General features: G+C 71.7%; 15 protein-coding genes. 10 read left to right on the top strand and 5 right to left on the bottom strand.

The window, feature by feature from the left end; translation table 11 throughout:
* Nucleotides 1-351: 351 nt before the first annotated feature.
* Genes JOD65_RS04635 through JOD65_RS04625 form a run of 3 tightly spaced genes read left to right on the top strand, consistent with a single transcriptional unit; the run spans nt 352 to nt 3,353 of the window.
* A complete protein-coding gene (locus tag JOD65_RS04635; protein WP_191193530.1) occupies nt 352-1,581 on the top strand; it encodes a C39 family peptidase in 1,230 nt (409 codons plus the stop codon).
* Between the two features lies 1 nt (nt 1,582).
* Nucleotides 1,583-2,719, top strand: a complete 1,137-nt coding sequence (locus tag JOD65_RS04630; protein WP_191193531.1) for a hypothetical protein — start codon at nt 1,583-1,585, stop codon at nt 2,717-2,719.
* A 1-nt stretch (nt 2,720) separates the two neighbouring features.
* Nucleotides 2,721-3,353, top strand: a complete 633-nt coding sequence (locus tag JOD65_RS04625) for a DUF2461 domain-containing protein (RefSeq protein ID WP_191193532.1) — start codon at nt 2,721-2,723, stop codon at nt 3,351-3,353.
* Nucleotides 3,354-3,356: 3 nt separating this feature from the next.
* On the opposite strand, the gene JOD65_RS04620 is transcribed toward JOD65_RS04625, so the two are convergent.
* Nucleotides 3,357-4,136 (bottom strand): hypothetical protein, encoded by a 780-nt coding sequence (locus JOD65_RS04620; RefSeq protein ID WP_191193533.1) that lies wholly within the window; start codon nt 4,134-4,136, stop codon nt 3,357-3,359.
* 8 nt (nt 4,137-4,144) lie between these two features.
* Nucleotides 4,145-4,651: a SigE family RNA polymerase sigma factor gene (locus JOD65_RS04615; protein ID WP_191193534.1), complete on the bottom strand. Its 507-nt coding sequence runs from the start codon at nt 4,649-4,651 to the stop codon at nt 4,145-4,147.
* A gap of 155 nt (nt 4,652-4,806) precedes the next feature.
* On the opposite strand from JOD65_RS04615, the gene JOD65_RS04610 reads away from it, so the two are divergent.
* A complete protein-coding gene (locus tag JOD65_RS04610) occupies nt 4,807-5,340 on the top strand; it encodes a hypothetical protein (protein ID WP_191193535.1) in 534 nt (177 codons plus the stop codon).
* Nucleotides 5,341-5,349: 9 nt separating this feature from the next.
* Here the strand turns inward: JOD65_RS04610 and JOD65_RS04605 are convergent, their stop codons facing one another.
* Nucleotides 5,350-5,808, bottom strand: a complete 459-nt coding sequence (locus JOD65_RS04605; RefSeq protein ID WP_191193536.1) for an RrF2 family transcriptional regulator — start codon at nt 5,806-5,808, stop codon at nt 5,350-5,352.
* Nucleotides 5,809-5,929: 121 nt separating this feature from the next.
* Nucleotides 5,930-6,835, bottom strand: a complete 906-nt coding sequence (locus JOD65_RS04600) for a sulfite exporter TauE/SafE family protein (RefSeq protein ID WP_191193537.1) — start codon at nt 6,833-6,835, stop codon at nt 5,930-5,932.
* Between the two features lie 295 nt (nt 6,836-7,130).
* Between JOD65_RS04600 and JOD65_RS04595 the strand changes: the two genes are divergently transcribed.
* From JOD65_RS04595 to JOD65_RS04570, 6 genes are all read left to right on the top strand, one after another.
* A complete protein-coding gene (locus JOD65_RS04595; protein WP_191193538.1) occupies nt 7,131-9,005 on the top strand; it encodes an acyl-CoA dehydrogenase in 1,875 nt (624 codons plus the stop codon).
* A gap of 182 nt (nt 9,006-9,187) precedes the next feature.
* Entirely contained in the window at nt 9,188-10,057 is an 870-nt protein-coding gene (locus JOD65_RS04590) for an ABC transporter ATP-binding protein (protein WP_191193539.1), read from the top strand.
* Nucleotides 10,054-10,872 carry an ABC transporter permease gene (locus JOD65_RS04585; protein WP_224747126.1) on the top strand — a complete coding sequence of 273 codons (819 nt, stop codon included), beginning with the start codon at nt 10,054-10,056 and terminating at the stop codon, nt 10,870-10,872. The genes JOD65_RS04590 and JOD65_RS04585 overlap by 4 nt, the downstream gene beginning before the upstream one ends.
* On the top strand, nt 10,809-11,915 hold the full coding sequence (locus JOD65_RS23910) for a sensor histidine kinase (RefSeq protein ID WP_191193540.1): 1,107 nt from the start codon (nt 10,809-10,811) through the stop codon (nt 11,913-11,915). The genes JOD65_RS04585 and JOD65_RS23910 overlap by 64 nt, the downstream gene beginning before the upstream one ends.
* Nucleotides 11,912-12,517, top strand: a complete 606-nt coding sequence (locus tag JOD65_RS04575) for a response regulator transcription factor (protein ID WP_191193541.1) — start codon at nt 11,912-11,914, stop codon at nt 12,515-12,517. The genes JOD65_RS23910 and JOD65_RS04575 overlap by 4 nt, the downstream gene beginning before the upstream one ends.
* Before the next feature lie 73 nt (nt 12,518-12,590).
* Nucleotides 12,591-12,737 carry a hypothetical protein gene (locus tag JOD65_RS04570; RefSeq protein ID WP_191193542.1) on the top strand — a complete coding sequence of 49 codons (147 nt, stop codon included), beginning with the start codon at nt 12,591-12,593 and terminating at the stop codon, nt 12,735-12,737.
* A 5-nt stretch (nt 12,738-12,742) separates the two neighbouring features.
* Here JOD65_RS04570 and JOD65_RS04565 read toward each other — a convergent pair whose 3' ends face one another.
* Nucleotides 12,743-12,955, bottom strand: coding sequence for a DUF6458 family protein (locus JOD65_RS04565; RefSeq protein WP_191193543.1), 213 nt, complete (start codon nt 12,953-12,955; stop codon nt 12,743-12,745).
* Nucleotides 12,956-13,031 lie beyond the last annotated feature (76 nt).

The following is a 13,031-nucleotide window of genomic DNA, read 5'->3' as shown; positions in this document are numbered from 1 at the left end:
TTGTCTCCAGCAGGCGCACCGGGCGGTGGCCCACCCACATTCCCGGCCCGCGGAATGTCGCTCACGCACCGCCCGCCGGCGCGCCCCGGCGTGTCCCCGCCCCGGGCGGTGGCCCACCCACATTCCCGGCCCGCGGAATGTCGCTCACGCACCGCCCGCTGCCCCGGCGTGTCGTCGTACGAGCGGTGAGTGACGCACGTTCTGGGGCGCGAAAACCTGTCTCACGCACCGCTCCGACGGATCGAGCGCGTCGCCCACATCCCCCGGATGGGGCAGGAGTGAGACTTGCGACTTCTGGGGCCAAAGAGGACAGTGAGGCGTCCGTCTGTCTCGGATCGAAGGTCTTCCCCCATGCCTGCACTTCCCCGCCCGACCCTCCGCAAGGTCGCCCACCGCATCGCCGACGAGGACGCCTCGCGCCCGCTCTGGCGCCACCCCGTGACCATCGCCGCCGCGGCCCTCGCGCTCACCCTCGGCGCCGTCCCGCTCCTCCCCGACGGCGGGCAGGACGACCGCGGCGAGATCGCCCCGACCGCCGAGACGACCCGTGCTCCCGGCGCCGTCAGCCGCGGCGGAGTCACGCCCGCGATGCGGGCCGAGATCGACCGCGTGCTCGCCGAGGGGGCGGCGCTCGACCGCGCGGAGGGGCGTACGGCGATCGCGCAGGCGTCGGTGCGGTGCGCGACCTTCGAGGGCCAGCGCTACTTCGGCTTCGGCTGGACCAACCAGTCCGAAGAGGTACTCGCGGCGCGGCTGGAGACCCGCCCCACGGCCCGCGCCACCGAGCGCACCGGCGACCTGGACGCCGACGGGCTGCTGGCCCGCGCCCAGTCGCGTACGTCGACCGCACGCACGGAGGCGGAGCGCGCCGAGCTGACGATGGCGGCCCGGTCGGTCGGCAAGGTCTGGATGCTCCGCCACGAGATCCAGGGCGTGCCGCTGCCCGAGGGCTTCGCCGCGCGCCACCCCGAGGTGACGGCGGGCGTCGAGGCCCGCGGCGGCTTCGGGGAGTCCTACCCGAAGCGTTCCAAGATCCTCAGCAGCAAGGTGGCCCAGGCCCAGAACAACACCTACTGGTGCGGCCCGGCGACGATGCAGGCCATCGGCTGGGGCTCGCAGGAGAAGCGGAAGAACCAGTCCTACTGGGCCCGCCGCCTCGGCACCACCACAGCCGGCACCGCGATCTCCGACATGGTGCGCGTGGTCAACAACAAGACCGACTACGACGAGGACACCCATGCCGGTCCCTACGTCGTGCTCGACATCAGCGACTTCAGCTTCAAGCAGTGGTACCGGCTGATGATGCGCCACATCCACGACTACCAGGCGCCCGTCGTCCTCCACCCGTCGCTGCTCACGCAGTACTACCCCTACCTCGACGACGACGCGAGCGGCCACTTCCAGGTCGGCCGCGGCTTCGACCAGAACCCGGGCGGCAACCCGCAGCTCGGCTACTTCGAGCCGTGGGACCAGTCGAAGTTCGACCCCAGCGAGCCGGCGATCGGCCGCGTGCAGTGGCGCAACGCCTACCGCTCGTTCCGCGCCAACCTCGCCCACTTCCAGCACAACATCGGCGTCTGACGTGCGCGGACGTACGACGGCCACCTTGGCGCTGCTGCTCGCGCTGACCGGCTGCGCCGGGACCGACGAGCCCGGCCCGGGCGACGACCCGAGCCACGACGCGAGCCACGACCCGAGCCACACGGAGTCACCGAGCGCGAGCAGCACCGACGAGCCCGCCGACCTGCCGAGCGGTGGCCCGGTCGACGAGCCGGTCGAGGCCGAGCCCGCAGCCGCCCCGCTGGACTGGCAGGACACGGGCGTCGAGGCCGGCACCCGTTACATCAAGGGACCGGAGTGGGAGGCGCTCGGCGACGCCGGCGACACCCGGGTCGAGCTCGCGCGCGACGGCAAGGCCGTGACGGTCGTGGCCGGCCGCGGGCGCACGATCTCCGAGGTCCTGATGAGCGAGGAGTGGGCCGTCGTCGTCCGGCAGGACAAGGCCGAGACCGCTCCGAGCGAGGTGGCGGTCGTCGACCTCGCCACCGGCGAGACGGGCGAGGTCGCCACTCCCCCGGCGGCGAGCGGCGGCTCGTGGGCCCTCACGGCCGGCGACCTCCACTTCCCGACGTACGGCGACGGCGGGGCCTACTGCCTGGCCACCGCGGCCCTGGCCGACAGCAACGGCGAGGACGGCTGGTGCGCCCCCGACCGCAGCGGCTTCTCCGGGCTCACGGCGAGCGAGCACGGGGTCGGGGTGATGACCTTCGACGACACCCGCCCAGTGGCCTGTCGCACTGCCAACCTCCTCGACGGCAGCGGCGTGCCGCAGCCGCTCAAGGGGCCGGACGACTGCACGGCGTGGGACGTCGCCGCCACCGCCGACGGCGCCGTGTGGTCCGAGGTGCCCAAGCCCCGCCGGCAGGAGGAGGCCCGTTTCCACGCCTCCGCCGACGGCACCTTCTTCGACCTCGGGCCGGGTACCACCGGCACCGCCGTCCCCTGCGGCGACTCGGTCTTCTTCGTCCGCGACCCGCAGGGTCCCGACGAGCCGGCGCGGCTGATGCGCTGGACACCGCAGCGCACGCTCGAGGTCGCCTACGAGTCCCCGTCGACCGGCAACGCCTTCCTCGGCGAGCCGACCTGCGGCGGTGGCGTGCTCACGCTGGCGTCGTACGGCGAGAAGGGCGACCAGCACGTCTGGGCTAACGTATCCTGACGTGAGCTTCACCGGATTCCCCGTCGCCGCGCTCGACTTCTACGACGACCTCGAGATGGACAACACCAAGTCCTTCTGGGAGAGCCACAAGCACGTCTGGAAGGAGTCGGTCGAGGCGCCGACGAAGGCGCTGATGGCCGCCCTCGAGCCGGAGTTCGGGACGGCCAAGGTGTTCCGGCCATACCGCGACGTCCGGTTCGCCAAGGACAAGACGCCCTACAAGACCCACCAGGGGGCGTTCGTCGCCGCCGGCCCACGCACGGGCTGGTACTTCGAGATCTCGCCCCGCGGCACGCGGGTCGGTGCCGGGTTCTACGACGCCGACGGACCCACCCTCGCCGCGATCCGCGACGCGATGGCCGACGACAAGACCGGCGCAGCCCTCGACCGGCTCCTCAAGCGGCTCGAGAAGGACGGCTTCGAGGTCGGCGGCGAGCAGCTGAAGACGTCGCCACGCGGCTACGACACCGACCACCCGCGCATCCACCTGCTGCGGCGCAAGCAGCTCTTCGTCGGCCGGTCCTACGGCTTCGAGGCCGACGCGATCGACGCCGGGCTCGTCGACCGGGTGCGCGCCGACTGGAAGTCCCTGCGCCCGCTGGTCAGCTGGTTGCGGGCGGTCCCGGTCGACTGAGGCTCACTCGTACCAGGCGTCGCTGGTGGCGATGGCCTGCATCTCCTCCATCGTCAACACAGGCTGGTCCCACATGACCGAACCCTCCTTCTCTCCGGAGGTGTTGCGGGCGATGACGTCGATCTGCCAGCCATCCGCAGTGGCCAGCGTCAGCGTGCGTTCCTGAAAGGAGGTCGGCACGCCGGTGCCACCCGCGGGTCGCACCTCCTCGCGCAGCAGCCGCGAGCCGTCGGGCAGGGTGGTGCAGTCCGTGTCGGGCGCGGGGTCGCAGACGTGGCTGGGCGGGAGCGGCTCACCACCGTCCGCCACGACGAGCGGATTGTTGTACCACCGGATCCGGAACGACACCTCCGCGCCGTCGACGACGACGTGCGCGACGCGCTGGAGGTCGGCCGAGGTCGCGTCGACGGCGTAAGAGTCCAGCCGGGACGCGCCGGTCATCGCCAGCAGGGTGGTGGCCATCGCGTCCGGGTCGACCAGTGCCCGCAGCTCGTCGGCGGGTGGCGGCCGGTCAGGGTCGGCGGCGCGCGAGGTGACCGCGTCGGGGCGATCCGCCACCCCGGAGCTGGCGCTGTCGGCCTCGCCGAGTCGGGGTACGACGACCGCCACCCCGCCGACGACGCCGATCACGGCGAGCGAGGCGACCGTCGTACCGATCCGGGCGCGGCGCCGGTGAGCGCGTCCGCGGGCAATGCCGCCGCTGACGAGGCGGTCGACGTTGGGGGTGAGGCCGTCACTGGCACGGCGGAGGAGCTCGGTGACGCCGGTGTCGTCGGTGGACATGGGTTCTCCTAGATCTCGAGCAGGTCGCGGAGGGACGGACCCAGCACGGCACGGAGACGGTCGAGGGCGCGGAGCGTGCGGTTGCGCACGGCACCCGGACTGACCCCGAGGGCGTCCGCGGTGTCGGCGACCGACACGTCCTCGAGGAAGCGCATCACCAGGACCGCGCGGTCCAGTGGTGCGAGCTGGGCGAGGGCGGCCCGAAGGGCGAGCGTGGTGGCGGCGTCCCCACCCTGCTCGACCCGCTCGGGCAGGTCGTCGACCGGCGTCTCGTGGTTGCTGCGACGGCGCTGGGCGCTGATGTAGGTGCGCGTCAACGTCGTGTGTGCGTAGGCGACCGGGTGCTCGATCGGTCCGCCCAGGCGACGGTGCCACCGGACGTAGACCTTGGCCAGCGTCTCCTGGACGAGGTCCTCGGCCCGGTGGGCGTCACCGCACATCAGCCACGCGGCTCGGTAGAGCTGAGGGGTCCGCGCGACCGCGAACTCCTCGAACTCCTCCTGCGTGCGGGGCATGTCTCTCCCTGGGTTGATCGGCGTCACCCGTACAGACGCACGGGAGCCCCGTCGCGTCACACCACCGTAGGCACCGGTTCGGGCGACGGGCGGAGTTCGGCCGCCCGTGGCGCGGTGTTCACGCAGGGGTCGGGCGCGTGGCCGAGGCTCGCGCCATGGCGAAGAGACTCTTCATCCTCCACCTCGGTCCCGACCCGGTGGACGTGCAGTCGATGACCGAGGCGCTGGCGGTCGGCGGCGTCCGGACCCCCGCCGTGGACGCCGACGCCCTCGCCCACGCCCAGGTCGAGATCCTGCGCGCGCACCGGGCCGCCGGTCTCCGGCGCAAGGACGTCGAGGGATCGTGGGCACGGGTGTGCCGACGCGCCCGCAAGACCGGCACGGACTGCTTCGTGAGCATGCCGGAGTGGTTCGGGGCGACGCCCGAGCAGGCGGCACTGGCGCTCGACGGCCTCGCGGACTTCCGCGTCGTGCTCGTGGCGACCAGCGGGTTCACCGACCCGCCGCGCGCCTGGCTGTCGCTGGTGAAGGACGAGCGCTCGCACGTGCTGCCCGCCCGGCTCAGCGACGAGCAGCTGGCCGCGCAGGTGGCGCGGATCGCGCTGATGGAGGAGGAGGCGCGCCTCGACCGCCGGCTCGCCAAGGTGTCCCGGCGACGCCGGATGCTCGACCGGAGGCCGGCCGCCTGACGCTGGCGGTCAGTGCGGCTGCCAGGCGTCGTCGTCCTCAGTGAGGGCCGAGACCGCCTGCGGCAGCGTGCCGTCGGCCAGCTGCTGGATGGTGACCTGCTCGAAGACCATCCGGAGCGAGTGCCGGGCGGCGATCCACACGTGCTGGAGCACCTTCGCGCTGTCGTCGTACTCGACCGCCTCGGGGCGCAGGCCGTAGACCGACACGAGCGGCCCGTCGACCGCGCGGATCACGTCGGCGACCGTCACCGACTCGGGCTTGCGCGCGAAGCGCCAGCCGCCCGACTGGCCGCGCTGCGACACCACGATGTCGGCACGTCGGAGGTCGGCGAGGATCGCCTGGAGGAATCCGTGCGGGATGCCCTGCGCCTTGCCGAGCTGCTCGGCGCTGACCGCGGTCCCGTCGGTGCGTACCGCGATCTCGATCAGGGCCCGGAGGGCATAGTCGGCTTTGGCGGAGACGCGCATATGCCCAGTTTGTCAGATATGTCGGCAGAGTCACTGCTCTTGGTCGACACGGAGCCCGCACGCACGCGCGTACGCCGCCCCCGCGGGTGCGGAGACGGCGTACGTCGACGGGCGGAGCGGGTCAGGCGGTGACGGTCTCGAGCTCCGCCTCGTCGGCACGGACGGCGGCCCGGGACAGGCGCTCCTGCTTGACGGCCCACACGATGCCGGACACCCAGAGGACGAAGATGACCGCGGCGGTGACGGCGACGCCGACGCCCGGGACGCCGACGGCCTCGAGCAGCGTCTTGGAGTTGGTGAGGATGATCAGGCCACCGGCGGCCACACCGAGGACGCGGGCGGCGAGGTGCTTGACCAGCCACGCGGCGATCGGGGCGGCGATCACGCCACCGGCGAGCAGCGCGCCGGCGTAGCCCCAGTTGATCCCCTGGGAGCCGAGGCCGAGGAGGAAGCCGAGCGACGCACCGACGGCGACGACGAACTCGGAGGTGTCGATCGAGCCGACGACCTTGCGCGGCTCCAGCCGACCGCTGGAGAGCAGCGACGTGGTGCCGACCGGACCCCAGCCGCCGCCACCGACGGCGTCGAGCGTGCCGGCGACGAGGCCCATCGGGGCGAGGAACATCGCGGAGGGGTGGCCCTTGAAGGTCGGACGGGCGCCGCCGAGGCGCAGGAAGCGGTAGACGACGTAGAAGCCGAGGCTCAGCAGGATCACGGCGACGACCGGCTTGGCGACCGCGGCGTCCATGTTGGACAGCAGCGTCGCCCCGAGGAACGCGCCGACGAACCCGGGGACCGCGAGGATCGACACGGTGCGCCAGTCGACGTTGCCGAACTTGTGGTGCGAGGCGCCGGAGACCAGCGAGGTGCCGAGCTCGGAGAAGTGGACAGCGGCCGAGGCGGCGGCGGGCGCGACCCCGGCTGCGAGCAGCAGCGTCGAGGAGGTCACGCCGTAGGCCATGCCCAGGGAGCCGTCGATGAGCTGGGCGATGAGGCCCACCACGCCGAGAACGATGAGCTTGCGCATGGTGCAGGGTCCTTCCGGGACTGAGTGGCGACCAGTTAGTCGTGCGACTGGGGTATGTCAGGTGAAAGGGTAGACATACTTAGGGTGATAGACAAAACCGATCTAGCCCACGGCGTGTCCTTGCACCGCCGCGGTGGGCGATGTCGTACGTCGAACCCCGCCGTCCGGTCCGGGTTTTCGGCGTTCGTGTTGCGCGAACCCCGGTTGCGAGGCATCCTTTAGTTACTGGCGAGTAGAACTACTCAGTAGGGCTCGCCCCCGAGACCGCAGACCGCACACGGAACAGGTGGAAGCTGTGAGCCACTACAAGACCAATCTCCGCGACATCGAGTTCAACCTCTTCGAGGTGCTCGGCCGCGACGCCGTGCTCGGCACCGGCCCCTTCGGCGAGGTCGACGGCGAGAGCGCTCGCGAGATCCTCCGCGAGGTCGAGCGCCTCTCCCGCGAGGACCTGGCCGCCTCCTACGAGGACAGCGACCGCAACCCGCCCGTCTTCGACCCGGCCACCCACACCGCTCCGGTGCCCGAGTCGTTCAAGAAGAGCTACCAGGCGTGGATGGACTCCGAGTTCTGGCGTCTCCAGGTCTTCGAGGAGATGGGCGGCACCCCCGCCCCCTCGTCCCTGATCTGGGCGCTCGGCGAGATGGTGCTCGGCGCCAACGCGCCCGTGTGGATGTACGCCGCCGGCCCGGCGTTCGCCAACGTCGTCCACCGCAACGGCAACGAGCGCGACAAGGCCGTCGCCCAGCACATGGTCGACCGCCAGTGGGGCTGCACCATGGTCCTCACCGAGCCCGACGCCGGCTCCGACGTCGGCGCCGGCCGCGCGAAGGCCGTCGCCAACGAGGACGGCTCGTGGAACATCACCGGCGTCAAGCGCTTCATCACCAGCGCGACCCACGACATGAGCGAGAACATCATGCACCTCGTCCTCGCGCGCCCCGAGGGCGTCGAGGGCGCCGGCGGCCCCGGCACCAAGGGCCTCTCGCTCTTCTGGATGCCGGAGCACCACTTCGACCCCGAGACCGGCGAGCTGACCGGTGAGCGCAACGGCGTCTACGTCACCAACGTCGAGCACAAGATGGGCATCAAGGTCTCCAACACCTGCGAGGTCACCTTCGGCGACCCGCAGGTCGGCGGCGGCGAGCCGGCCAAGGGCTGGCTGCTCGGCGAGGTCCACAACGGCATCGCCCAGATGTTCCAGGTCATCGAGAACGCCCGCATGATGGTCGGCACGAAGGCCATCGCCACCCTCTCGGCCGGCTACCTCAACGCCCTCGACTACGCCAAGGAGCGGGTCCAGGGCGCCGACCTCACCCAGGCCGCCGACAAGACCGCGCCCCGCGTGACGATCACCCACCACCCCGACGTACGTCGCTCGCTGATGACCCAGAAGTCGTTCGCCGAGGCGATGCGCGCGCTGGTGCTCTACACGGCGACCTGGCAGGACCAGGTGATGATCGCCGAGCACGAGGGCACCACCGACTCCGACGAGGCCCGCCTCGCCGCCGCGGTCAACGACCTGCTGCTCCCGATCGTCAAGGGCTACGGCTCCGAGCGCTCGTGGGTGCTGCTGGGCACCGAGTCGCTGCAGACCTTCGGCGGCTCCGGCTTCCTGCAGGAGTACCCGATCGAGCAGTACGTCCGCGACGCCAAGATCGACACCCTCTACGAGGGCACCACCGCGATCCAGGGCCAGGACTTCTTCTTCCGCAAGATCGTCAAGGACCAGGGCCGCGCGCTCGGCCACCTCGCGAAGGAGATCGAGGGCTTCATCGCCTCCGAGGCCGGCAACGGTCGCCTCAAGAATGAGCGGGCGCTGCTCGCCACCGCGCTCGAGGACGCCAACGCGATCGTCGGCCACATGATCAACGACCTCATGTCGTCGGCCGAGGAGCTGCGCAACATCTACAAGGTGGGCCTCAACACGTCCCGCCTGCTGATGGTGCTCGGCGACGTCGTGTGCGCCTGGCTGCTCCTGCGCCAGGCCGAGGTCGCGCTGGAGAAGCTGGCCGGCGACGTGTCGGACAAGGACAAGGCGTTCTACGAGGGCAAGGTCCTCGCCGCCCAGTTCTTCGCCCAGACCAACCTGCCGAAGATCAGCGCCGAGCGCGCCATCGCCGAGGCCACCACCCTCGACCTGATGGACCTCGACGAGGCGTCCTTCTGAACCTGCTCCGCTGATCGGCGTACTGCTTGTAACGCCGGGTTGGTGCGACTACCCACTGCCTTGCACCACCGTGGGTAGGGCCACCAACCCGGCGTTACAGCGTTCGGCGGATGACAGGTGTCACGGGCAGGTCGTGACACTTCGGTCAGGGACGCGAGGCCGTACGCCGACACGCTAGGAGCATGACAACCCCAGCCATCCGCGCGACCGGGCTGCGCAAGGCCTTCCGATCCACCGACGGCGGCGCCGTGGTCGCGGTCGACGACGTCGACCTGGTCGTCCAGCCCGGGGAGATCGTGGCGTTCCTCGGCCCCAACGGTGCCGGCAAGACCACGACCGTCGACATGCTGCTCGGCCTCACCGCGCCGGACGAAGGGTCGATCGAGGTCTACGGCACGTCGCCGGCCGACGCCGTACGGCAGGGGCTGGTGTCCGCGGTCATGCAGACCGGTGGCCTGCTCAACGACTTCACCGTCGAGGAGACCGTGCGGGCGATCGCCGCCCTGCACGGCCGGTCCGACCGGGTCGAGGTGGTGCTCGACCGCGCGCGGCTCGCCGACCTGGCCGGGCGACGGGTGGAGGCCTGCTCGGGCGGTGAGCAGCAGCGGTTGAAGTTCGCCCTCGCCCTGCTGCCCGACCCGGACCTGGTCGTCCTCGACGAGCCGACCACCGGCATGGACGTCGGTGCGAGGCAGGAGTTCTGGCGGGCGATGCGCGAGGACGCCGCGCTCGGCCGCACCATCGTCTTCGCCACCCACTACCTCGCCGAGGCCGACGAGTTCGCCGAGCGCACCGTCCTGATGAACCACGGCCGCATCGTCCACGACGCCGCGACGACCGACGTGCGGGCGGCGTACGGCGGTCGCACGCTGACCTTCCGGCCACCGGCCGAGGTGGTCGACACCGACGGCATCGACGCCGACTGGCTCGCCCGGGTGCGCACCGCCCTCGAGCCGCTGGGCGTCACCGACGTCGACGTCTCGGCCGCGAGCCTCGAGGCCGCCTTCCTCGCCCTCACCGCAGACAACGAGCCGATCGGAGCCGCACGATGACCGCGACCACCGCCACCACCCAGACCACGGCAGCGACCACCCGCGTCGCGGGCGGGGCGCGCCCCACCCCCCGCCCGGCGATGGTCACCTACGCGCGCCTCGACCTGCGTCGCCAGCTGCGCGACCGGATCGGCATGTTCTTCGTCGTCGGGCTGCCGACGTTCATGTACCTCGTCTTCGGGATCGGCTCCGACGACCCCGTCGGCAGCGGCAACGTCGGGATGTACGTGATGATCTCGATGGCGGCGTACGGCGCCGTCACCGCGACCACCAGCGTCGCCGGGAGCGCTGCGACCGAGCAGGTGATGGGCTGGGGCCGCCAGCTCGGGCTCACGCCCATGCGACCGGTCGCCTTCGTGGCCGCCAAGGCCGGCGTCGCGATGACGGTGGCAGCGGTGCCGGTGCTCGCGATCTTCGCCATCGGTGCCGCCACCGGCGCTCGCGGCGACTGGTCGGACTGGGTGCTGTCGGGCGCGCTCGTCTGGCTCGGCTCCGCGCTCTTCGCGGTGTACGGCCTGGCGGTCTGCCTGGTCTTCCGCGGCAACAACGCGGCCGGCATCGCGTCCGGGATGATCGTGGTGCTGGCCTTCCTGGGCAACGTCTTCACGCCCATGAGCGGCTTCATGCTCGACCTCGGTCGGTTCACGCCCCTCTACGGCTACGTCACGCTGGCCCGCTTCCCGCTCACCGACGGGTGGCTTCCGGTGGGCGGCCGCGACCCGCTGTGGCTGCCGGTCGCTAACGTGCTCGCGTGGACGGTGATCTTCGGGCTGGTGGCGCTGTGGGGCGTACGCCGGAGCCGGGCGCGCACGTGACGGCGACGCCGCTCCCCGACAACCCCTGGGAGAAGTGGGGGTGGGCCTTCGCCGCCATCTGGCTGGTGTTCCTCGCCTTCCCGGTCATCGCCGTCGTCGAGTCCGAGGTGGGGATCCCGGCGAAGGTCGTCGCGCTGCTCTGCATCGCCGGTTTCGCGGTGGCCAACGTGCTCGGCTACTCCTCCCGCCTCAGTTCGTGGTGGGCCCTGGGCATCATGCTGGCGCTGGCGCTGGCCACCGTGCCGGTGATCGGGATCGGGGTCATCTCGTTCACGCCCTACCTCGCGATCCTCTCGGCGCTCGAGCTGCCGGCGCCGTGGTGGAAGTGGGCCGTGGGGCTCTGGGCGGCCTTCCCGTTGCTGTCCCTGCTCGACATCGACGGCTTCCCGACCTTCTTCTTCCTGATGCTCTGGCCGGTCATGATCGGGGGCGTGATGCTGCGGCTCTTCGGCGAGCGTGAGTACGTCGCCAACGCCGCCCTCCGCGAGCACGCCGTGGTCATCGAGCGCGAGCGGGTGGCCCGCGACGTGCACGACGTGCTCGGGCACTCGTTGACGGCGTTGTCGGTGAAGGCCGAGCTCGCCGCGCGGCTCATCGACATCGACCCCGAGCGTGCCAAGGAGGAGCTCGAGTCGATCCAGGCCACCGCACGCCAGGCGCTGGCCGAGGTGCGGGCGACGGTCGGCGGGCTGCGCGCCGGCAACCTCGAGGCCGAGCTCGCCGCCGCACCCCGCGTGCTCGCGGACGCTGGCATCACCACGACCGTCGAGGGATCCGTCGCCGACACCGACCCGCGCCACCGGGCGCTGCTGGCCTGGGTGCTGCGCGAGTCGGTCACCAACGTCGTACGCCACGCGCAGGCACGGTCGGTCGTGATCGAGCTCGGCCCGACCGGCATCGCCGTGACCGACGACGGCTCCGGCTGTGACGGCGCCGAGGGCAACGGCCTGCGCGGCATGCGCGAGCGCGTCACCGGGGTCGGCGGCACCCTCGCCGTCGGTCCGGCCGCTCCCGGCACCCGGGTGGAGGTGGCCCTGCCGTGATCAGGTTGCTGCTCGCCGACGACCAGGCGCTCGTGCGTGGCGCGCTCGCCGCGCTGCTCGACCTCGAGTCCGACCTCGAGGTCGTGGCCCAGGTCGGTCGCGGCGACGAGGTGGTCGACGCCGCCCGCGCCTCGGGAGCCGAGGTGTGCCTGCTCGACATCGAGATGCCCGGCCTCAACGGCATCGACGCCGCCGCGGCCGTACGACGCGAGCTCCCCGGCGTGCGGTCCCTGGTCGTCACGACCTTCGGCCGGCCGGGCTACGTCCGCCGGGCGATCGAGGCGGGGGCGTCGGGCTTCGTCGTCAAGGACACCCCGGCCCGCCAGCTCGCCGACGCCGTACGACGCGTCCACGCCGGCCTGCGGGTCATCGACCCGGACCTCGCCGCGGAGTCGCTGATCGACGGACCGAGCCCGCTCACCGGACGTGAGCGCGAGCTGCTGACCCACGCCCTCGACGGGTCCCCGGTGTCCACGATCGCCGCCCGCGTGCACCTCTCCGAGGGCACGGTCCGCAACCACCTGTCCGCGGCGATCGGGAAGACCGGCGCCACCACCCGCAGCGAGGCGGCCCGGATCGCGCAGGACCGCGGCTGGCTGTGAGGTCGTCCGATCCTGTCCGTCGCCTCGGCGTCACGGTTCGGGGGCGGCGACGTCTCCTCTTCGAGGACGCACCGTGCGGACGGACGGGCTGGACATCATGGAGATCGACCGCGTGACGCCGCACGAGCCGGGGAGCCTGTTCAGCCCCGCCTTCTGGCAGGCGTGCGAGCGCGAGGCCGCCCAGCTGCTACGCGGACTGACCGGCGCCGACGACGAGTAGCTTCGTCAGAGCTCGCGGCGCTCCTCGACGTGGGTCGTCCTCGAGCGCTGGTTGTTCATCACGAGGCCGAGCACGAGCGCCAGGACGCCGGCGATCACGAGGATCCAGCCGACCGTGGTCGGGTCGACGACCTCCTGGAGGGAGTCGGGGAACTCCTTGATCGCGAAGAGCAGGATCAGGCCGAGGACGAGCAGGAGGATGCCGAGTCCGATTCCCATGACGACTCCTTCGTGAGTGGGCGCGCGGCGGGCCGGCAGGGGCAGGACCGCTCCCGCAGCGTAGGACCGGGAGGGG

Origin of the sequence: Nocardioides cavernae (genome assembly GCF_016907475.1) — a bacterium.
In the GTDB taxonomy this organism is placed as follows: domain Bacteria; phylum Actinomycetota; class Actinomycetes; order Propionibacteriales; family Nocardioidaceae; genus Nocardioides; species Nocardioides cavernae.
This window is presented reverse-complemented; position numbering and strand designations above follow the sequence as displayed.